Annotated in this window: 22 protein-coding genes; 13 read left to right on the top strand and 9 right to left on the bottom strand. The window is 36.5% G+C overall.

Translation table 11 applies throughout. From position 1 onward, the window contains the following. Positions 1 to 9: 9 nt before the first annotated feature. From KO505_RS03930 to KO505_RS03920, 3 genes are all read left to right on the top strand, one after another. Positions 10 to 1206, top strand: a complete 1197-nt coding sequence (locus tag KO505_RS03930; protein ID WP_216054142.1) for a dipeptidase — start codon at positions 10 to 12, stop codon at positions 1204 to 1206. Positions 1207 to 1471: 265 nt separating this feature from the next. Continuing rightward, positions 1472 to 2506: a hypothetical protein gene (locus KO505_RS03925; RefSeq protein ID WP_216054141.1), complete on the top strand. Its 1035-nt coding sequence runs from the start codon at positions 1472 to 1474 to the stop codon at positions 2504 to 2506. Between the two features lie 140 nt (positions 2507 to 2646). Further along, positions 2647 to 3000, top strand: coding sequence for an outer membrane protein assembly factor BamE (locus tag KO505_RS03920; RefSeq protein ID WP_216054140.1), 354 nt, complete (start codon positions 2647 to 2649; stop codon positions 2998 to 3000). Positions 3001 to 3098: 98 nt separating this feature from the next. Here KO505_RS03920 and KO505_RS03915 read toward each other — a convergent pair whose 3' ends face one another. Together KO505_RS03915 and KO505_RS03910 are read right to left on the bottom strand one after the other, a co-directional pair. Continuing rightward, entirely contained in the window at positions 3099 to 3437 is a 339-nt protein-coding gene (locus KO505_RS03915) for an RnfH family protein (protein WP_216054139.1), read from the bottom strand. Continuing rightward, positions 3430 to 3861: a type II toxin-antitoxin system RatA family toxin gene (locus tag KO505_RS03910; protein ID WP_216054138.1), complete on the bottom strand. Its 432-nt coding sequence runs from the start codon at positions 3859 to 3861 to the stop codon at positions 3430 to 3432. The genes KO505_RS03915 and KO505_RS03910 overlap by 8 nt, the downstream gene beginning before the upstream one ends. Before the next feature lie 111 nt (positions 3862 to 3972). Between KO505_RS03910 and smpB the strand changes: the two genes are divergently transcribed. The 3 genes from smpB to KO505_RS03895 all read left to right on the top strand — a co-directional run bounded on the left by smpB (position 3973) and on the right by KO505_RS03895 (position 5789). Beyond that, positions 3973 to 4452, top strand: coding sequence for an SsrA-binding protein SmpB (gene smpB / locus KO505_RS03905; RefSeq protein WP_216054137.1), 480 nt, complete (start codon positions 3973 to 3975; stop codon positions 4450 to 4452). A gap of 79 nt (positions 4453 to 4531) precedes the next feature. Next, positions 4532 to 5041 (top strand): hypothetical protein, encoded by a 510-nt coding sequence (locus tag KO505_RS03900; RefSeq protein ID WP_216054136.1) that lies wholly within the window; start codon positions 4532 to 4534, stop codon positions 5039 to 5041. After that, entirely contained in the window at positions 5028 to 5789 is a 762-nt protein-coding gene (locus tag KO505_RS03895; RefSeq protein ID WP_216054135.1) for an NRDE family protein, read from the top strand. Before KO505_RS03900 ends, KO505_RS03895 begins: the two co-directional genes overlap by 14 nt. Before the next feature lie 4 nt (positions 5790 to 5793). On the opposite strand, the gene KO505_RS03890 is transcribed toward KO505_RS03895, so the two are convergent. The 4 genes from KO505_RS03890 to tolC all read right to left on the bottom strand — a co-directional run bounded on the left by KO505_RS03890 (position 5794) and on the right by tolC (position 10517). Next, on the bottom strand, positions 5794 to 7407 hold the full coding sequence (locus KO505_RS03890) for a vWA domain-containing protein (RefSeq protein ID WP_216054134.1): 1614 nt from the start codon (positions 7405 to 7407) through the stop codon (positions 5794 to 5796). Positions 7408 to 7419: 12 nt separating this feature from the next. Continuing rightward, positions 7420 to 8097 carry a TcpQ domain-containing protein gene (locus KO505_RS03885; RefSeq protein WP_216054133.1) on the bottom strand — a complete coding sequence of 226 codons (678 nt, stop codon included), beginning with the start codon at positions 8095 to 8097 and terminating at the stop codon, positions 7420 to 7422. Between the two features lie 21 nt (positions 8098 to 8118). Next, a complete protein-coding gene (gene lpxL / locus KO505_RS03880; protein ID WP_252731635.1) occupies positions 8119 to 9069 on the bottom strand; it encodes an LpxL/LpxP family Kdo(2)-lipid IV(A) lauroyl/palmitoleoyl acyltransferase in 951 nt (316 codons plus the stop codon). A 125-nt stretch (positions 9070 to 9194) separates the two neighbouring features. Continuing rightward, a complete protein-coding gene (gene tolC / locus KO505_RS03875; protein ID WP_216054131.1) occupies positions 9195 to 10517 on the bottom strand; it encodes an outer membrane channel protein TolC in 1323 nt (440 codons plus the stop codon). A 219-nt stretch (positions 10518 to 10736) separates the two neighbouring features. Here tolC and nudF point away from each other — a divergent pair, with 219 nt between their 5' ends. From nudF to KO505_RS03845, 6 genes are all read left to right on the top strand, one after another. Beyond that, positions 10737 to 11366 carry an ADP-ribose diphosphatase gene (nudF, locus tag KO505_RS03870; protein ID WP_216054130.1) on the top strand — a complete coding sequence of 210 codons (630 nt, stop codon included), beginning with the start codon at positions 10737 to 10739 and terminating at the stop codon, positions 11364 to 11366. Positions 11367 to 11391: 25 nt separating this feature from the next. After that, complete coding sequence (locus KO505_RS03865) at positions 11392 to 11850, top strand: DUF1249 domain-containing protein (protein ID WP_216054129.1); 459 nt, start codon at positions 11392 to 11394, stop codon at positions 11848 to 11850. 35 nt (positions 11851 to 11885) lie between these two features. Next, positions 11886 to 12473, top strand: coding sequence for a YqiA/YcfP family alpha/beta fold hydrolase (locus KO505_RS03860; protein WP_216054128.1), 588 nt, complete (start codon positions 11886 to 11888; stop codon positions 12471 to 12473). 85 nt (positions 12474 to 12558) lie between these two features. Next, positions 12559 to 14448: a DNA topoisomerase IV subunit B gene (parE, locus tag KO505_RS03855; protein ID WP_216054127.1), complete on the top strand. Its 1890-nt coding sequence runs from the start codon at positions 12559 to 12561 to the stop codon at positions 14446 to 14448. 221 nt (positions 14449 to 14669) lie between these two features. Continuing rightward, entirely contained in the window at positions 14670 to 16790 is a 2121-nt protein-coding gene (locus KO505_RS03850; RefSeq protein ID WP_216054126.1) for a PAS domain-containing sensor histidine kinase, read from the top strand. A 155-nt stretch (positions 16791 to 16945) separates the two neighbouring features. Then, positions 16946 to 18502: a response regulator gene (locus KO505_RS03845; protein ID WP_216054125.1), complete on the top strand. Its 1557-nt coding sequence runs from the start codon at positions 16946 to 16948 to the stop codon at positions 18500 to 18502. Positions 18503 to 18539: 37 nt separating this feature from the next. Here the strand turns inward: KO505_RS03845 and hemW are convergent, their stop codons facing one another. The 3 genes from hemW to KO505_RS03830 all read right to left on the bottom strand — a co-directional run bounded on the left by hemW (position 18540) and on the right by KO505_RS03830 (position 21034). Continuing rightward, the gene (gene hemW / locus KO505_RS03840) at positions 18540 to 19688 is read right to left on the bottom strand and encodes a radical SAM family heme chaperone HemW (RefSeq protein WP_252731634.1); all 1149 of its coding nucleotides are present in this window, start codon (positions 19686 to 19688) and stop codon (positions 18540 to 18542) included. A 2-nt stretch (positions 19689 to 19690) separates the two neighbouring features. Next, a complete protein-coding gene (gene rdgB / locus KO505_RS03835; RefSeq protein WP_216054124.1) occupies positions 19691 to 20290 on the bottom strand; it encodes an RdgB/HAM1 family non-canonical purine NTP pyrophosphatase in 600 nt (199 codons plus the stop codon). Positions 20291 to 20452: 162 nt separating this feature from the next. Then, positions 20453 to 21034: a Fe-Mn family superoxide dismutase gene (locus KO505_RS03830; RefSeq protein ID WP_216054123.1), complete on the bottom strand. Its 582-nt coding sequence runs from the start codon at positions 21032 to 21034 to the stop codon at positions 20453 to 20455. A 339-nt stretch (positions 21035 to 21373) separates the two neighbouring features. On the opposite strand from KO505_RS03830, the gene grxD reads away from it, so the two are divergent. Next, complete coding sequence (grxD, locus tag KO505_RS03825) at positions 21374 to 21697, top strand: Grx4 family monothiol glutaredoxin (RefSeq protein WP_216054122.1); 324 nt, start codon at positions 21374 to 21376, stop codon at positions 21695 to 21697. Positions 21698 to 21725: the final 28 nt, after the last annotated feature.

The following is a 21725-nucleotide window of genomic DNA, read 5'->3' as shown; positions in this document are numbered from 1 at the left end:
GGAAGTAAAGTGAAGTCAACTATCTCAATTGTTGCGTTAGCTATTAGCACATTTTTAGCTTTTAACGCTCAAGCCATAGACGTTACCCCTAAAGCCAAAAAATTGGCGCATGAAACCATTATCTTAGACAGCCATATTGATGTCCCTTACCGAGTACATAAAAAGTGGGTTGATGTTACTAAAGCAACAAAAGGCGGGGATTTTGATCATCCGCGTGCGGTTGCTGGTGGATTAAATGCACCGTTTATGTCTATTTATATTCCTGCGACTTATGAAGGAGAAGGGAAAGATTTTGGTGTGCAGTTAGCGCATCAGTTAATTGACTCAGTAGAGGCAATTGCCCAACGTGCACCGGACAAGTTTGCCGTTGCGTATTCTACCGCCGATGTATACTCACAGTTTGAACAAGGTAAAATCTCATTACCGATGGGGATGGAAAATGGCAGCCCTATCGCCAACAGTTTTGAAAACTTAGCAATGTTCCATGAACGTGGTATTCGTTATGTTACGCTTTCACATTCGTTATCTAACCATATTTCTGATTCTTCATATGACTTACGTCGTCAATGGAAAGGATTAAGTGATTTTGGTAAAAAGTTGATCCCTGAGATGAATCGCATTGGTATGATGATTGATATTTCTCATGTATCTGATGCTGCGTTTTATCAAGCGTTAGAATTAACTCAAACTCCCGTTATTGCGTCTCACTCTTCACTTCGTAAGTTTACGCCGGGTTTTGAGCGTAATATGGATGACGAGATGATCAAAGCACTAGCTAAAAACGGTGGTGTTATTCAAATTAACTTTGGCTCTAGTTTTGTGTCGGCAGCGCCACAAGAGTGGCAAAACAAGTTAAAAGCAAAACTCGAGAAAGAGAACGCTAAATGGGGCGAAGAAAAAGCCGAACGTATAGCTAAGTTATATAAAGAAAATAACCCGTACCCATTTGCTAGCCTAGACACCGTGCTTGATCATATCGATCATGTTAAAAACTTAGTGGGTGTTGACTATATCGGAATTGGTTCTGACTACGATGGTGTTGGTGATTCATTGCCGCGCGACTTGAAAGACGTGTCTTACTTCCCACAGCTAGTTCAAGGTTTAATGAACCGTGGTTATTCAGATGCAGATATTAAGAAAATACTGTCTGGCAACTTTATGCGAGTTTGGAAGCAAGTAGAACAGTTTGCTGCAAAATCTAAATAACCGTTACTATTTAGATTCTTTTACAAACAAGCTCTATTAGGGGGTCACTCCGTCATTAGAGTGTTAAATTTAAGCTACTGGTATCAGTGCAGATATCAGTAGCTTTTTTATATCGGCCTTTTAGTTACAACCCCATATTTAACTATTTATCTAGGTTTTCCCCTATACATCTCTGTTAACTTTTTATTTACTATGTTGTAGTCTTATTAGACCAGTTGATGAATTTCAAAAATATAATTTCTATACCAGAGTGAGAATGTAATTTATGACTTCAATTCATGATTTAGCTAAATGCATATTGTTAGATGATGTAAACGACGTGTTTTACCGCAGTTTATGTTTTAGTACTTATGCTCGCTCTGAATATGATGACAAAACGGCCACAGAAAAGAAGTTAGACGTCATGTTAGACCAAAGGTTAGCAAGACAGTTAAACTGGAGTTCGTCAATTTGTAGTTTAGATACCGCGACGCATAAGTTTAGTCATTTACTGGAGTCGTTGATCAATAAACAGATATCACAGACCAGCTTAATCTCGATGATTGAAGATAATTATTGGTTAAGATCTGCAATTGAAATAGAACTTGGTAAAGAGGTTTTTGCCGAAGCTATCGCACAACAAAATTTATTAGAGCATTTAAAAACACCGGTTATTAATAAACGTATTGCCCATATAGGTTGGCGATATTTTGCTTCTCAAATGAGTGACCATAATCAATATTTATTACAACAAATCATAGAGTTTTCAGACGCTGTGGCTCAACAAACTATCCAAAACTCTTTTGAAGAGAGTGAACTCGTTGATGAAGATATGGCGTACCACTTAGCTTTTGTGAACTCTTATTCGTTTGTGGTTTTACTAAAATTGTTTGACAAAGCGGTCCAGTCCATAAAATACGAAGCGTTAAATACCACCGCATTTGAATGTGAACAGCAACGTGAATTAATAAACCAATACTTACCAACTGCGGAAAGTTTATTGAGTTTTATGATCTTTGATGAGTTTCTCAAACCGCACGTATTTGATAATTTAAATCTGGTTCAAGATACATACACCAATTTACTTAATGGCACCGAAATTTTAGATGGTAAATCTAAAATATTTATAAAATCCCGTGGCGAAATAATAGTCGAAAGGTTAAGTAAAACCAGTGTGTTAACGGCTAGGCAGTTGGCTGATTTCTCTTCTCAAGTTGGCATTAAGTTCGAAGTGAAACAGGTGGATTCCGAATTGGGTAAGTCAGCCAAACTATGGGCGAAATTATTAGCGAGTATGCCAACGTTAACTCCCGCGAGTTAGAAATGTGTATTGGATTGAGCGTTAAGCTCTAAATGTTGTTAACAAATCTTACCTGCAAATATTTATTCTGTTAGTATTGCGGAACTTTTCGGGTCTGTTGAGTCAAACAGACTAATCAATTTGAGATGTAGCAGTATTTTATGAAACAAATTTTATTTACATTTATCCTTGCCCTTAGTCTTTCTGGCTGTAGCAACTGGGTTTACAAGTACGACATAAGCCAGGGCAATTACTTAAATCAAGACGATGTTAACAAGCTCAGAATTAACATGACCAAAGAACAAGTTCAGTTTGTTTTAGGGACGCCATTAGCGGATAACCCTTTTAAGTCTGATAAGTGGCACTATATTTACACAATCAAGTCTGGCAAAACAGATTTAACTAAACGTAAAGAATTAGTAGTGACTTTCAACGGGGATATGTTGGCCTCAATCAGCGGTGACTTTGAACAACCTGAAGACTTTAATAAGTCATTAGACGAAATTTCGAACTAAAAGAAAGATAAGTTCGGATATATAAAAAATCCCCAATCGTTATTGGGGATTTTTTATGCGTAACTAAAAGTGACTAATTGGTGAAAAATAGAATCAAACTATTTTTTTCTAGGATTGGGTCTTCCGCCTGTTACTTTATCAGCTCTACCTTCTTCAATCGCTTTTTCCGCTCGGCGTTTTCTAACTTCTTTTGGATCTGCAATTAAAGGGCGATAAATCTCTATCCGGTCACCGTCTTTTACAATGTCCTGTAACTTACAGGTTTTATTCCAAATACCGACTTTATTTACGGTTAAATCAATATCTGTATATTTATCCGCTATTTTAGAGTTAACAATAACTTGCTCTACCGTGTTGCCTTCAGGTACTTCTAATGACAATAAGGTTTGCTGTTGAGGCAAACCATAGACAAGTTCAACTTTAATATTATTAATCATAGATTTGTTTCGCTCTTTGGGTAAAGGCCGACACCATATTAGCGACTACATTATTAAAAATACCGCCAAATGCCAATTCGATCATTTTTGAAGAAAATTCAAAATCCAGTTCTAATTCTACTTTGCAAGCAAACTGGTCTAATTCTATAAACTTCCAAACCCCAGTTAAGTGTTTAAATGGACCATTGATTAACTGCATCGATATTTCTTTGTTTGCGGTTAATTGATTTTTGGTGGTGAACCATTTACTTATCCCAACTGAACTTATCAACAATGAGCCTTCAACGGTATTGTCACTGGTTTGAATGCGTTTAGCATCCGCGCAATTGGGGATAAATTGTGGGTATAAGTCAATGTCATCAACTAATTTGTACATTTGTTCGCAGCTATACATAACTAATGCACTGCGTGATATGTTTGCCATAAATAAATTGTTTTTAATTTTTTTTATATTCTAACAAAGTAACTAGAGAAATACGTACAAAAAATGGTTTTCAATCGTTATACTGGCACCGAATCTAATTAAGTAAGAATTATGGCAAAGAAAAAACCAAGCACACCATCAAATTCGATAGCGTTAAATAAAAAAGCGCGTCACGATTATATCTTAGAAAAGAAATTTGAAGCCGGCATTGAGTTGCAGGGTTGGGAAATTAAAAGTATCCGTGAAGGTAAAGTAAACATTACCGATACTTATGTATTTTTGAAAAACGAAGAAGTGTTTTTATTAAATGCAGAAATTCAACCTTTAAACCAAGCGTCGTCACATGTTTTATGTGAGCCTACTCGTCAACGTAAGCTGTTGTTAAAGAAAAAAGAAATAGCTGAGTTAATCGGTGCGGTTGAACGTAAAGGTTATACCTTAGTTGCTACAGGCATGTACTGGCAACGTAATTGGGTAAAAGTTGCTTTTCACTTAGCGAAAGGTAAACACGACCACGACAAACGGACTGACATTAAAGATAGAGATTGGTCTCGTCAGAAAGAACGCTTGATGAAACACTCAACGAGATAACAAATTTTTCAATTAGTTTGAAATAAAAGTGTTATAGGTTAGTTCTAATATTGAAGTGGATAATTAAATTAACTGAGATGTGAACATCGATACTTATATACCTGAAATTCATGACAATAATGTATTAATAAATCAACTTGTTGAGTTTGTTAATACATTGTCAGAACAACAATTTAATGACAGTTTAGACATGGGGTGCGGTACGGTCGGTGCTCATGTTCGTCATGTTATTGAGCATTACCAAAGCTTGTTAAATGCCAATCGCACCATTGATTATGACAACCGTCCTCGTAATGCCTTAATAGAAACTGACAAATCAGAGGCTATCTCTGCGCTAAATACAATTACCCTCAAGTTAAATCAGATCAACACTGACAAACAAGTTAATGTGTTATGCAGTACCAATTTACTTATTACCGCGACCAACACATTGAGCAGTTTAAGACGTGAGTTAGTCTTTGTTCATAGCCATACAACGCATCATATGGCCATTATTCGCATTTTAGCGTTAACCATGAAACTTCCTATAAGTTTGGATTTTGGCAAGGCGGCATCAACTCAAAAATTTGAACAGCATGTGCAGTTTTAATTGGCAAAAAATAGACGGCAATATCGTCGCGTTATTCAATCGAGATGAATCGGTAATACGTGAAAAAGCAGAAACACCTTGTATTTTTAATGATGGAAAAGGCCAGTTTATTATGGCCAAAGATCCACAAGGGCAAGGGAGCTGGATTAGTTGTAATGAATTTGGTTTAGCCTTTTTTTTGTTAAACAATTATCAAGGTCATTTAAAAGCCAATACAGCTAAGTTACGTTCAAGAGGTTTGCTCATTCGTGATTTAGCGAGTTGTGAAACAGAACAAGAAGCATGTGATCACATCAAGCAACTAGACTTAACTCAATACCAAGCATTCAACTTAGTCATGTTAACCAGCCGCTCGCAATTAATGTGGTTATACGACGGGGCAACCTCACAACTTATTGCCGAGCCAGCCCAACAATCAATTTTCTCTTCTGGCCATAAACAGGCAAAAGACATCATTAAACAACGTGAGCAATACATGCAACAGTTTGAATCATTAACTGAGTCACAGTTGGAGTCTATTCATAGAAGTCACGAGCCAATGCTGAAAAGCCTTATTAATGTAAACAAGACTGGAAGTGAAGCGGGAGATTTGAGTTATGCTTTTTGCATGCACAGAGAAGACGCATGCAGTCAATCTATGACTAAAGTTGTTTTAAGGGAAAAGGATGTTCGGCTTGATTACTGGCAAGGGCAGCCTTGCCAGTCAGAAGAAAAGCCAACAGTGAGTGTTAGCTTATTATTAATATAATGGATCATCGACACACTGAATTTTTATCAATCCTGTTTAAATCTCCTAGCTGATCTTTTGAATTTACCATGATTAAATATTGAGTAGTGGTGGTGCCACTCTCTGCTTCATTCAAGGTAAGTTTTAACAATGATAACTTGTCGCTTTCTGGGTTTTTATTAATAGTGACACTAGACAAGTCATTGTTAATTTCTACGTCAACATTTTGATTTAAACATACCTTAATGTCCCAATCGTAAATTGGTTGTATGCTTGCATCAATGGATAACCATTTAGTTTGAGCTGTCAACGTTACCTCTTTTGCATATGTGGTTGTTGGACCATTAATACTGACCACAGGCGTTACTGTAGAAAAGTTGCTAGCATCAAAACCATAAGATTGTTCATCAGCACAATCAAAAGAAGAACCAGTAAGTTGCTCTGAATCTGTTACTGGAGTATCACAACGATAATCATCATCTGCTTTGATTGTTAATTCATGACTGCCTGCACGCTTAGGTGTTGCGTAAGACAAAACATATAACCCATCTTCAAAAGTTTTTATCTGTTCAAATCGATAATCAATTGCAGTTTGAGTGTCGGCGAAATCTGAAAATGAAGAAATGTTAGTTTCCAGTGTATATGCTGTTAATGCACTGGTATCAATATTGTCATTTAAAGTGACAAAATAAACATCTTTATTATCAACAGCTTCAATTGCATCTTCGTTTGAAACAATACCCGATGAATCTTTTCCGTTGGTAAATACAATTAAGTTGCCATAACTAATCAACTCTAACGAGGTAGTATTCTGCCAGATTTCTACACCCGCTTTAATTGCGCCATTCAAGTTGGTTGAAGCAACGCCTATTTCAATAGTTGATAATGCATCTAATAACTCATTAACATCCGCGATTTGATTAGCAATCTCAGTCACAGTTTCATCAAAGGTTAAAATAGAAATTAAGTGGTTGGCTGGTATTTTAGATTCTAAAGTAACCGGATCTAAAATACGGTCTTTAATAGCACTAATTATGTTATCTAAATTATCCTGTGAAACTAATGGACTAACATGAATTGCATAAACAGTATGATACTCCGCATCAAACGACTTTGATTGCTCCAGCTCAACCAGAGCTTCTTGAGGCATGACATCGTCATCTTCAAATATAGATAGATATTCAGTCATGTTAGCCTTAGTTAGATTATTTAATGCTAAACCGGTATAACGGTCGATTAAATGAAAGGCAAAGTTAATAACAGAAGGTTGTTCAACGGTAAAGTCGAGTCCCTTCAAATTGTAAGCAGTGAACGCGGTAGCGTCACAACTAATTTCAATGTTGGTTATATCAATCTCAGACGTACCTACGTCGTTTTCTATTTCGCAATTTAAGTTGTTCTCGGTATCGATAATTGAGACTTTATAGTTCTCATTGTTATTAATACGAGTTTTAGCAATAAATTCACCGTTATCACTAAATGTCTCTAACGTCCCATTAATTGATAAATTAATATCACCACTTAGTCCTGAGATAGAACCGCCAACTGCATATGTGCCTGGAAACTCTTCTTTAGGATCGTTTGAGTCACACCCTTGCAATAATGCCGCCGTTAGAATCGTGGCGAGTAATTTGTACATTGTTTATCCTTGTTAATTTAAACCTAATTTCTGACGTAATTTATAATTTTTTTCGTTACGTTTTTCTATCGCTAAACGTCTTGCCGATGTTGTGCGTTCACAAAATTCAGTTACATATTGATCTGGTTTGTCAGTAAGAACAATAGCGCGTTCTTGTGGACAAAAATAGCCTCTAGCTTGACCATCATAATCATTATTGACGGTTTTCGACATTTTTTCGATTAGCTCTCTAAAATCAGCAGTTTCAACGAAGTGATTTTTGATAATGTAGTCATATTTTAGGTCCCAAATAACTTCGACACCTTCTGCATTACCAAATTTGGTGAGGGCTGTTTTTAAAGTATCATTTTCTTTAAAACTGCGACGTTTATCTTCGCCAGTCCAATTCGGTTTTGCCGGTCTAACTTGAGCGCCGCGTATTTGTAGCTTGTCTGATACAGACAGGTCTTCTTCTGGTAATTGAATGGTATATTCATCTAACTGAGTTGCACCAGGCATAAATGACTTTCTAAATGTAGAGTAAAATTTTGCAACACCGTCGGCCATTTTATGTTTACTTCTATTTGGATCTTTGACCGCCTCTGAACCCCAATACAAAAATCCTACAACGATTAATATCAATGTAGTAGGTAAAACAACTTTGATCATAAACCCTGCGCTGCTTTTTGTTTTTGCACTTTTTTTCTTCATTGGTAACTGGCTCGCTTGTAATTAATATAACGGTTTTGCATTGTCATCTGGTCTTGTTTTAAAACGGCGATGAACCCACATATATTGTTCTTTATTTTTTAGAACGGATTGCTCAACCCAATTGTTTACAATAACCGCATTGGCCCTAGAGTTACTATCAGGGTAATTACTAAGTTGTGGTAAAAACTCTAATTCATATCCTTGCGTGCCCGGTAAACGTTGCATATATGTTGGCACAGTAACCGCGTTTTTGTGTGATGCAAAAATCTCAGTGCCGGTTGTGGTCGAGGCATCGTTTACTGCAAAAAATGGCACAAATACGCTGCGTTTTTTACCATAGTCATGATCGGGTAAGTACACACAAGCTTCGCCGTCAGATAAGGCTTTTAATAAACTTTTTACATCACGCTTACTTATCATTAGGTTTTGATTACGACAACGTCCGCAATACTGAACCCATTCGATGACCGGATTGTTATGAGGACGGTAAAAACCGACATAGGGTTTATATTCACTCATCACCCGTCCCATGATCTCAAGAGGTAATATATGGGAAAATAAAACGAGGGCACCTTTACCTGATTTTCTAGGTTGCTCTATGTGCTCTTGACCAATTAACTTAAATTTGGACTTAAAGCGCCAACTAGGCCACCACCAAGCGATACCACTTTCAAACATGGCAATGCCTGTATTTTGAAAGTTTACTTTGACTAATTGTGAGCGTTCTTTTTCATCCATATTTGGAAAGCATAATTGCAGGTTTTTATCTGCGATATAACGTCTACGTTTCAATAAGACGTGTAATAAGTTACCTAACCATTTGCCTAAAACGAGTTGAACTCTAAAAGGTAACCAACTCAGTAAATATAAAAAACCAATACCTGACCAAGTTATCCAGTATTTAGGACTAATAAAACGCCATTGAAATTTTGGATTTTCCTGTAATGGTTTTCGGTTTGAAGAATTGACCAAAATGAATCTCATTGATTAAGGGTTGTCTGCAGTGTTATCTAAATAGTACCGCAAATGCAGAAGAAGGTTAATATTAGACGAAAAAAAACGGAGACATGCTCCGTTTTAATAGTCAGTAAATCAAATTAGCTTGCAGACAAGCCTTTGTTTACAGCTTCAACATCGGTACCCGTTAAAGAACCCGAAGATTGTTTAAGAGTTAACATTGATAAAATGTAATCATAACGAGTGTTTGACAGGTTACGTTTAGCATTAAATAAGTTTCTAGTGCTATTTAACACGTCAACGATAGTACGAGTACCCACTTCAAAACCAGCTTGCGTAGCTTTTAATGCACTTTCTGCAGAGATAACAGACTGTTCAAGAGCTTTTAATGTAGACACTAAAGCAACCACATCGGCAAATGATGTACGTACTTGACGAACAACAGAGCGGTGTGTGGCTTCCATGTCTTCACTTGCGTATACGAAGTTAGCTTGTGCTTGTCTTACCGCAGCAGACGTGGCGCCACCTGAATATAATGGAACAGTTAAGTTTAAGCCGATAGAATTACTATTTAGAGCTGGTGAGTCGATATCACCGCCTGAATCACTACTGCTTAAGCTTGCTGTTAGGTTTAACGTAGGGTAATGACCAGACTCTGCACGTTTAATATCGTATTTTGCAGCTTCAACGGTTAATTCTTTTGCTTTAAGTTCTAAATTATTATTTTCTGATTTAGTCACCCAATGCTGAATTTTTAACGGTGCTGGCATGGTTGCTTCGAAACGAGATGTATTTAAACCATCAAATTTAGAATAATATTTACCGGTAATTTCACGTAGTGCTTCTTTTGCTATTTCAATGTCGTTCTTGCTGCGAATTTCTTGAGCAACCGCACTGTCAAAGTTAGCTTGTGCTTCGTGAACATCGGTAATAGCCGTTAGACCAACGTTAAAACGTTGTTTTGTTTGTTCTAACTGACGTTCAATTGCTTTTTTCTCAGACTTAACAAACTCTAGATTATCTTGCGCTTTTAATACATTAAAGTAAGAAACCGATACACGTGTGATTAATGCTTGTTGCGCAAGGTCAAAACCGGCTTGAGCTTGTAATGCACGTTTTTCAGCCGCATCTAATGAATACCATGTATCCATTCTAAAGATAGCTTGAGACAAACTAACACCGTAAGTTAATGTATTGGAATCATAATCAGAAGTAACAGGGGCGTTATAACTTTCACCATTGTTGATGCTATAACCAGCAGTGAAATTAACTGAAGGCATTAAGCTTGAAAACGCGATAGATTCTGATTCTCTCGCTACGTCATATTGTGCTTTTGCTTTTAATGTTTGAGGGTCATTCTTAACTGCGTCTTTGTAAGCTTCTAACAAGTTAGTTGCTTCAACCTGTAAGCTCAATCCTGAAATGAGTAATAACAGAGTTGCCGACAATAAAGATTTTTTCATTTTAATTCCTTAGTTAGAAGCCAAACTTCCAGAGTCTATTTAGATTAAATGTGTAACAATTAAAAGCATTGTAACGTTTCTGGTTGATTTTAGTAACGTTTTGCTAAGATTTTAGTGATGCTAAGTGTAACAGAATATGTAAATAAAAATAATATTAGCTAATGCTAATTTACTGGATTAGCCAACAAAAATTTACTTTACCCTAAAGTGAGGACGAATATGAAGAAAAACAAGTTTACACCTCAGTTTAATCAAAAAAATATTGATATTAAATCAGTCGAAACCTTGTATGACGGATTCTTCAAAATTAACCAGTTTGTTTTTACCCACAATTTATTTGCCGGTGGCCAAAGCGATTTAGTCAAACGTGAAATATTTGAACGAGGTCATGCGGTCGCGGTATTACCTTACGATCCAGTTGAAAATAAAGTTGTTTTAATTGAGCAATTAAGAATTGGTGCGTTGGACACAAAAGATTCTCCTTGGTTATTAGAGGTGATTGCAGGAATGATAGATAAGCCAGAAGATAAGCAACAAGTTGCTATTAGAGAAACGGAAGAGGAAGCGGGGTTGACCATTCACAAGTTAATCCCCATGTTAAGTTATCTATCAAGCCCAGGTGGTTCAACAGAACGTTTGTATTTATATTTAGGTATTGTTGATTGTAAAAGTGCCGGTGGTATATTTGGTCTTGAAGATGAGCAAGAAGATATAAAAGTACACGTGTTTGACTATAATGAAGCAATTGATTTATTAAACAACGATGAGTTAGATAATGCAGCGACGCTGATCTGCATGCAATGGCTAGCATTAAATAAATCTAAAATAGATAAACAAATTCACGCGTAAACTTGAAAAGTAATATGAGTCTTTAATGATTAAACCGTTTAAAAAGTACGTTCCCAACTTACAAAAAATGCAAGGCATTTGTACGCGCAATTACGCCTTGTTATTGAGGTTGTTACCGGTTGAGTATGATCAAAATGCGTGTTGGGATATTAAGTGTGACAATCATTTAGAGTTTAGGTTAAAGATCATCGAACGCAGTCGATATACAGAGACCATTAGCTTAGTTCAGTTGGGCGCACATCTGCCTCAATTTATGGTGACTGAGCTAGAGATTAGGGTGTACCACGATGCCCAAATGGCAGAAGTGATTAGTTTTCAGAAACAAAAACGATTAAGACAGAACTACCCATACCCAAACGCAAAGTTACACCAAAAAGATGAAAAGTTTCAGGTCAATAGCTTGTTAAAAGATTGGCTTAACTTAGTGATGAAAAAACAAAATGAATTAAGTAATAATGATGCATTAATATCGCCATCCGTATAACATGTTGTCATTACTTTTGTTAACAACAAGTAGATATGAATTACATACTATATTTGCACGGCTTTCATTCTTCTCCGAACTCTCAAAAAGCCGTTATTTTTAAACAAGCCATTAACCAAAAGTTTGATAATTTAGAAGTCATCGCACCTCAGTTATCTGTATTCCCTTCAGATGCAGTTAAACAAATTGATGACATAATGACGTCTAATCTAGACAAGGTAGTTGGCATTGTTGGCAGTTCGTTGGGCGGGTATTTAGCGACTTATTTACATAATAAATTTAACAAACCAATTGTAGTAATAAACCCAGCAGTTAAACCCTTTGAGTTGCTACACGATTATTTAGGTAAACAAGTCCAACCCATAACCGGTGAAGAGTATGTCTTAACTGAATCTCATATGGTTGAACTAAAGTCCTTATACCAAGTTAATATTGCCAGACCTGAGCACGTTTGGTTATTACAACAAGAAAAGGATGAAGTACTGGATTACCAACAAGCATTAGATCGTTATAAAGATTGTAAGGTTACATTTGAATTAGGTGGATCACATGGATTTGACCAATTTGAACGTTTTCCTATAAAGATAGTTGAGTTTTTATTCAGCCACCGTGGTACAAATTAAAGTGAAATTAAATTTTACTTTAAGTTTTACGACAACACCGTTAGTCTCTACATTAAGCATGGAAATTATAATAATTAATTAATTTATGACCAATAAAACCTATAACGCAGAGTCAATCGAAGTACTAAACGGATTAGAACCAGTTCGCCGTCGTCCGGGCATGTACACTGACACATCTAGACCAAATCATTTAGCGCAAGAAGTAATAGATAATAGTGTTGATGAAGCTCTGGCAGGGCACGCATCAAATATTTTAGTAATCCTGCATGAAGATAATTCAATTGAAGTGCAAGATGATGGGCGTGGCATGCCAGTGGATATCCATCCTGAAGAAGGGATTCCAGGTGTTGAACTTATCCTAACCAAATTGCACGCTGGTGGTAAGTTTTCAAATGATAATTATGAATTCTCAGGTGGTTTGCACGGCGTAGGTGTTTCTGTTGTTAACGCGTTAACTACGCGTATGGAGATCACCGTTAAACGTGATGGACAACAATATTTAATTGCGTTTGAGAATGGCGATAAAGTTCAAGATTTAGAAGTTATTGGTACGGTTGGTCGTCGTAATACTGGTACAAACATTCGCTTTTGGCCAGATGGTTCATATTTTGATACTGCGAAGTTTTCTAATTCAAAACTGGTTCACAACCTACGAGCAAAAGCTGTTTTATGTCCAGGGTTGAGGATTAAATTTGAAAATAAACAACTTAATGAAAGTCACGAATGGCACTTTGTCGACGGCTTAAAAGATTATTTAGTTGATTCGGTTAAAGATTATGTAAATTTACCTGAGGACCCATTTGTTGGGACGTTTAAAGGTAAATTGGAAGCGGTTGAGTGGGCCGTTACATGGTTGCCAGAAGGTGGCGAGTTAGTCGGTGAAAGTTATGTAAACTTAATACCTACAGCCCAAGGTGGTACTCATGTAAATGGGCTTCGTCAAGGTCTGTTAGAGGCCATGCGTGAGTTTTGTGAATTCAGAAACTTATTACCTCGTGGTATTAAGTTAACGCCAGAAGATATTTGGGACCGTTGTTCTTATATCTTATCGGTAAAAATGCAAGACCCGCAATTTGCAGGGCAAACCAAAGAACGTTTATCGTCACGCCAATGTGCCACTTTTGTATCTGGTGTTGTTAAAGATTCGTTTAGTTTGTGGTTAAACACCCACACAGATATTTCAGAACAATTAGCTGAATTATGTATTTCGAATGCCCAAAGTCGTTTAAAAGCGGCTAAGAAAGTTATTCGCAAAAAGATCACACAAGGACCTGCATTACCAGGTAAATTAACTGATTGCACTAGCCAGGAAAGTGAACGTACCGAATTATTTTTAGTGGAAGGGGATTCAGCGGGCGGTTCAGCAAAACAAGCAAGAGACCGTGAAATCCAAGCTATCATGCCACTTCGTGGTAAAATTCTAAATACGTGGGAAGTAGACTCAGGACAAGTATTAGCATCAGAAGAGGTGCATAATATCTCTATTGCGATAGGCATGGATCCGGACTCAACTGACTTATCACAATTACGTTATGGCAAAGTATGTATCCTAGCCGATGCTGATAGTGATGGCTTACATATCGCAACCTTATTATGTGCATTATTCATTAAACATTATTATGCTTTAGTTGAAGCGGGACATGTCTACGTGGCCATGCCTCCTTTATATAGGATTGATGTGGGTAAAGACGTATATTACGCGCTTGATGAAGCTGAAAAAGATGGTGTATTAGACCGTATTATTGCTGAAAAGAAAAAAGGCAAAGTAAACGTTCAACGATTTAAAGGTTTGGGTGAAATGAACCCGCTCCAATTGCGTGAAACCACTATGGATCCAAATACGCGTCGTTTAGTGCAACTGACTATTGATGAATTCACGCCAACCATGGAAATGATGGATATGTTGTTAGCCAAAAAACGGTCAGGTGATAGAAAAACTTGGCTTGAAAGTAAAGGTAATAAAGCGGACGTGTAACTTTCACAGACGGCAACATATTGTAACTCCATTCTTGAAAAGCGTTAAACAAGGAAGTATTGCGTTTAGTTTTATCGGTTAGTGACAAGCAAGTCACTAACCGGCCTCGCCTTTGTAAAGACATGATATAAAATAGATTGTTAAGTATTATTCATAAATTGGCTAAGAGAGTTTCTTAGTGCTAGATTAAATGAATAGCACATCTTTCTAAGAATTTTATAATGGATTTAAAATTTAATCAGAGCTCAATCATGAGTTTGCGCCAACGTTTAATAGACACAATATTAGCCGCAGTAACCTTTCTTGCTATATTCCAAATTGTTGTATTATTAATCCGAGCTGAACATTTTGATGACGACGCCTTATTCTTCAGAGTTGGTATTCAAATTGGATGGGCATTCCTTTATGTTTTTAGAAAACATGTTCCATATTCAGTTAAAGCTTGGGTGTTATTAATTGCTGGTTATATTGCCGGTGTCTCTTCGTTAATCAGCTTTGGTGTCGAAGCAAGCGCACTGTTAGTGTTATTTTGTACTGTTATTGGTACCGCATACCTTATCAATATGCGTGCAGCAATAATCATGTTGTTTTTATGTATTGTCCCCATTATTTATTTTTGTTATTTAGCCATCGTTGGTGAGCTACCATTTGATCCCACAATATATAATATGAATCAAACCGCAATTGGTTGGATATCAAAATTAGTGGTTTTTGTTTATTCAGTTTTAATAATGCTTTACGGCACCCACCATTTCTTCAAACTACTTACCCAATCGATAAATTTACTCGAACGCCAAAATAAGAAAAAAACAGCTCAGGCCGACGAAGCTGACACCTTATTAAAAGCGGTGATTGATGCCATTCCATTTCGATTATTTTGGAAAGACACTAAGTTAAAGTACCAAGGTGCGAATAAACTATTTGCAACCGATGCAGGCATGTCTAAAGGGGAAGAACTTATTGGTAAGTCAGATTATGACTTAAACTGGAAAGAGCTAGCTGATGGTTTCAGACTCGATGATCAGGAAGTTATTGACTCCGGAAAAGCGAAACTAAATATTGAAGAAGAGCAGATATTGCCAGATGGAAAGCGAATTTATTTGTTGACTAATAAAGTCCCTATAATTTTAGCTGATGGGAAAATGGTGGGGATATTAGGGGCATACGATGACATTACATCTCGTAAATTACTCGAGTTAGATCTGCAAGAGGCGAAAGATAAAGCGAATTTAGCAAGTTCAGCTAAATCTGAGTTTTTAGCCAATATGTCACATGAGATCAGAACACCGTTAAATGGTATCAACGGATTAATTAACCTTTGTTTGGATAGTGATTTAACTATTTTGCAAAGAGAGTATCTCGTTAAAGCGAAATACTCGGTGAATAGTTTAAGCACGATAATCAATGACATTTTGGATATATCTAAAATTGAAGCAAACCAATTAAGCATTGAAAATATTTCATACTCACCAAACGAAGTATTAAACAGTTTATTAGCTGTAGTAGTGCCTTTAGCAAAATATAAAGAAATAGAGTTAATAGTAGAGAATAAATTAGACCCTGAACTCATCATAATAGGGGACCCAAATCGAACCTTACAAGTCCTAATGAATTTAGTTTCTAATGCGATCAAATTTACCCTTATTGGTTCAGTAACCATTAAATTGAATTGGAACTCGACAACTAATAAGCTTGAGTTGGATATTATTGACACCGGAGTTGGAATTTCAGAACAAGCTCAATTAACTTTATTTGAAAGCTTTACTCAAGCGGACACCTCAGTAACTCGTCGATTTGGTGGAACCGGATTAGGACTGACTATTGTTAAACGTTTGCTTGAGCTGATGAATGGGAGCATTCAAGTGAAAAGTGAGCCAAATCGGGGGAGTCAATTTAGTGTGTCTATCCCTGCCTTATCAGGTAAGGATAATACCCTTGAAGAGGAAGAGGTTGATCAGGAAGATTTGTTCGGAATAAGTATATTGTTGGTGGAAGATAATATGATCAATCGCCTGATAGCTGAAAAGGGATTGATTTCAGATATGGCGAATGTGATGACGGCTAATGATGGTCTAGAAGCGTTAGCCGTACTGGAACATAATGAGTTTGATGTTATTTTAATGGATATACAAATGCCAAACATGGATGGTAAAGAAGCTTTATTACATATTAGAGAAAGCGAAAAATTAAAAAATTTACCAGTTATTGCATTAACAGCAAATGTACTGTCACACGAAGTCGAAGAGTATTATGAATTAGGTTTTAACGCTCATGTGGCAAAACCTTTTGAACAAAAAAAGTTAAGGAAACAAATCCTTTCTGTTTTAGAGTCGCAATCTTAATTATTAATTTGCGAATTAATGACAAATGTCATTTGGAAAACCCAGTAATGTGTTATTGAATCTGCAGAGGATTTGTATAATCGAAGGGTAACTAATTTACATTTAAACACATGAATAGGCCGTTAATAGCTTATGGCTAGGAGTTTCAATAAACCATGGATAGTCGTCTTATCGTTCAATCATCAACCGCTCCAACACCTGAGAATGACATAAAGATTGGTTGTATATGTGATAAAAATAGCTGGGGCACGTTAATAAAGCAGCAATGTTTAAGAGCTGGTTTTGAGGATGTGTCTTTATTATACCAAGGTTTAAATTCACTTGAATCAGGGCAACATTTTGATCTTTTATTTATAGATGAAAGTATTGATGAGCATAGGTCGGGTGGTGAAGTCATCGATATACTGTTTGCATCTAGAAAGATAAAACCAACCACAGCCGTTGTGATGGTAAGTAACAGTGCAGATGGCTTTATCCATAATTATGATTCGCCATTAATGTTGCTGGACTTTATCTCAAGCCCTTTTAGTGAAAAAGAACTAGTAGCGGTTGTTCAAAACTTAGCCAAAGCAATAAATTTATTTAAGCCAAGTTTAACCTTTATAAGTAATGGCAAATTATCATTTGCCTATAAGGCGCTAAGTGCCATTCCCAAAGAACATATCACTAAAGATGTGGTACAAAATTACTTTAAATTGACCGTAAACTTAGCATTTGAACTGGGCAATTATGCCCAAGTCGTTGCCATTTGCAATAAGCCCAATTTAAAAGGGCAATCATGGAGTTTATGGCCTAATTTTAAAGCAAATTATGAATTAGGTAATTGGGGGTATTGTAAGCAGACGTTGTTAAGTGACACGTTTATATCGCTACCATCCGGACCAGTAAAGTTGTTTTGGCAACTTAGGATCTTGTTACAACAGCAGAAATTTGAAGATGCAATTGAATTGATTAATGCATACCCATCAAATGAAATGCCAACCACCATTGTTAGATTGGTGTTTATGATCTTAATATTTGCTGGAAAATTTAATGACGCCCATGCCTTTATTGAAAGAAAAATTCGATTAGCAAAACCTAATTCAGAGTTATTTGGTCAACTTACCATGTCACTTTGCAATATATATTTATATCAATATCTTTCGAATAATACTGATAACAAATCGATGATGTTAACCAAGCTAAGTACGCGATTAACGGAATTCAGGCAAAGTATTGTAGCCAAAAAGTTTAGCGTTGAAATTCACATTATTGATATTTTGATGTTAATCATTAAGTCACAAAACAAGTCAGAACTAAGAGGTAAAATTAAAACTGAAATACAAAAAGTGGCTTTGTTAAATGATTCACCAATAGTGAATTGTCGTATTGCTTATGCATGGTATGCCATTGGTGAACATGAAAAAGCGTTTGAAACATTAGTCGATATAGATTGTAGTTTTAGTTACATGTCTTTGGGTTGTGAACGACTCATTTTAGGCATAGTACAAACTCAAGTATTTAATGGTATTTACCAACCAGAGCAGCGATTCAATATATACCAAAAAATAGGGGACAAACATATTGAGCAACAAAGGTATAAGTTGGCTTGTAAGTCGTTTGTCAGAGCATTAAATATAAAACATGATGAAGCATTAAAAGTTAAATTAGCCAAAGCGATGGCTGACGGGGGAATGCAACAATTTTCAGGTTATAAATTTAACCTAACTTGATTAATTATGTTGGCAATGCACAATTTAAATGTGGACCCTATAAAAACAGATCCACCAAGTCATTGTAAAATTGTAAGCCTTTGGCTGTAGGCTGGTATTTATCTTCAGATAATTGCGTTAATAAAGTTAGTTGAATGCCTTTATTGATCTGCTCCTTAACCATTTCAAAATCTAACCCAGTGTGTTGTTGAAACTCATGAATACAAAAAGGCTCTTTTAATCTTAATTTATTCATAAAATACTCAAAAGGACGATCGTCCATTTCAACATCCCAAACTTTATTCAAATAGGCTTTGGTTAAATCCATATACCCTTTGGGGTGTTTTACTTTTTCAGTTCGAATAATTTTATTATCCGCTGCAAGCGTTATTTTACCGTGAGCACCGCAACCTATGCCTAAGTAGTCACCAAAACGCCAATAATTTAAATTATGTTTACATTGATAATCGGCTTTTGCATAAGCAGAAATTTCGTATTGGATATAACCCGCCGCTTTTAATAATTCATGTCCCTGTTGTTGAATATCCCAAAGGGTTTCATCTTGCGGTAACTGAGGTGGCTGAGAATAGAAAAGAGTATTGGGCTCTATGGTTAGTTGGTACCAAGATAAATGGGTAGGGTTTAATTCAATTGCTTGTTTTAAATCAGAGATAGCGTCTTCTAAGGTTTGATCTGGCAAACCATGCATAAGGTCAATGTTAAAAGTGTTAACGCTAGACGCCGCGTAAGCTGCAGCTGTCTTGGCTTCGTTGTCGTTATGTATTCGTCCTAACGCTTTGAGTTTATCTAATTGAAAACTTTGTACACCAATAGAGATACGATTAACGCCTGCATCGGCAAACCCAGAAAACTTATTATATTCTAATGTGCCCGGATTCGCTTCTAACGTGATCTCAATATCGTCTTCAAACTGAATGAGTTGTTCTACTCCAGCTAAAATATTGGCAACTGCCTGTTCTGATAACAAGCTAGGTGTGCCACCGCCAAAAAAGATTGAATGTAATTTACGCCCTTGCACATAAGGCAAGTCTTGTTCTAAGTCATCGAGCAGATTTGCTACGTATTCGGTTTCAGGAATCGTGCCTTTTTGCGCATGGCTATTAAAGTCACAATAAGGACATTTTTGAACACACCAAGGTATATGAATATACAAAGATAATGGTGGCAAGATTAATGAACTCGACAAGATTACAGACCTAATTCTTTAAATTGTGACATTAATTGTTTTAATGCTTTGCCACGATGGCTTAATGAATGTTTTTGCTCTGGGTTTAACTGCGCCGCAGCAAGGTTTAATTGCGGTTGAAAAAAGACTGGGTCGTAGCCAAAACCATGTTCACCTTGTCTTTGAGTACTGATAACTCCATCCCAACTGCCTTGGCAGATAATCGGGGTTGGATCATCAGCATGACGCATAAAGACTAATACACAGACAAACCGAGCTTGACGTTTATTCTCTTCTACACCGTCCAGTAGCCTTAGTAACTTATCAATATTGGTGCCGTCAGTAGCTCCTTCACCGGCAAATCGAGAAGAGTAGATACCTGGTGCGCCATTTAAAGCAGCCACTTCTAATCCTGAGTCGTCTGCAATGCAAGGTAAACCTGTTACTTTTGAGGCATGACGCGCTTTGATAATCGCATTTTCAACAAAGGTAGTGCCAGTTTCTGGAACTTCTTCAACATTAAACTCACTCTGTGGGACAACGTTTAAACCTAAAGGCGCTAACATTTCTTTTAGTTCGTTAACTTTACCTTTATTACCTGAAGCGAGAAGTATGTCTTTCATTGTAGAACCATAGTAATTGGAAATTAGGTGGATGATACAAAAGTCAGTCAACAGTTGTAAGTTTTAACTTAAAAGATTTACATAAAAAAAGCTTGAAAGAGCATTACCTCATTTCAAGCTTTTTAGTTTCGAGTTTCGAGTTTCGAGTTTCGAGTTTCGAGTTTATGCGAAGTTAGCGTTTGCAAATTCCCAGTTAACTAAAGACCAGAATCCATTTAAGTATTCAGGACGTACGTTACGGTAATCGATGTAATATGCGTGTTCCCAAAGATCCACAGTGATAAGTGGTGTAACACCTGCTTCTGTAATTGGAGTTGCTGCGTTAGAAGTATTAACGATATCTAAAGAACCATCTGCTAATTTAACTAACCAAGTCCAGCTTGAACCAAAGTTGTTCACTGCTTTGTCATTGAATGCAGCTTGGAATTCAGCAAATGAGCCCCATTTTGCATTGATTGCGTCAGCAACAGCGCCCGTTGCTTCGCCGCCACCATTTGGGCTTAAAGAGTTCCAGTAGAATGTGTGATTCCAGATTTGTGCCGCATTGTTAAATACGCCACCTTCAGAAGACTTAACGATCTCTTCTAAAGTTTTACCTTCGAATTCTGTTCCACCAATAAGGCCATTAAGTTTTACAACATAAGTGTTGTGATGTTTACCGTGGTGAAAGTCTAAAGTCTCAGCTGAAATGTGAGGTTCCAAAGCGTCTTTTGCATATGGTAATGCTGGTAATTCAAATGCCATGATGGTTGTCTCCGTTGGCTTTATTAAGTAGAGCTGATAAGATTATAAAACTTGACTATATTACTCAAGTATTAGTTTTACTATCTTGCTCTGATTATTTATAGTTACGCCTTTAATGAGGCTGTTAATTTTTCTTTCAAGTGAAAACTATGAAATATTTAATTAGACCGTTTATTTTTCTTTCAATTGAAAGCATTGAAATAATTAATTAGTGAGCCTATTTATACCAAGTATTATTTAAGAATTTGATATAATCTTTTATCCAATTTTTACGATTCTCCAAGGTTTTGAAGTTAATATTCAAAGCTAGAAATTTATAGCCATACTACCGAGGGTGACATGGAAACCATAGACAAAATTAAACAACAAATCGCTGAAAACTCAATTCTTTTATACATGAAAGGTAGCCCTAAATTACCTTCTTGTGGTTTCTCGTCGCAAGCGTCTCAAGCACTAATGCAATGTGGTCAAGAGTTCGCGTATGTCGATATTTTACAAAACCCAGATATTCGCGCTGAATTACCAGCTTATGCTGAATGGCCTACATTCCCACAATTGTGGGTTGGCGGCGAATTAGTTGGCGGTTGCGATATTATTATGGAAATGTTTCAAAAAGGTGAATTGCAGGCGTTAATTAACGAAGAAGCTGCAAAAGCAGAATAAGCATCATCTTTTAATTAATAAAACCAGC

Source organism: Psychrosphaera sp. F3M07 (assembly GCF_018860345.1).
In the GTDB taxonomy this organism is placed as follows: domain Bacteria; phylum Pseudomonadota; class Gammaproteobacteria; order Enterobacterales; family Alteromonadaceae; genus Psychrosphaera; species Psychrosphaera aquimarina.
The sequence above is the reverse complement of the archived record's forward strand: the minus strand, read 5'-3'. Positions and strand labels throughout refer to the sequence as shown.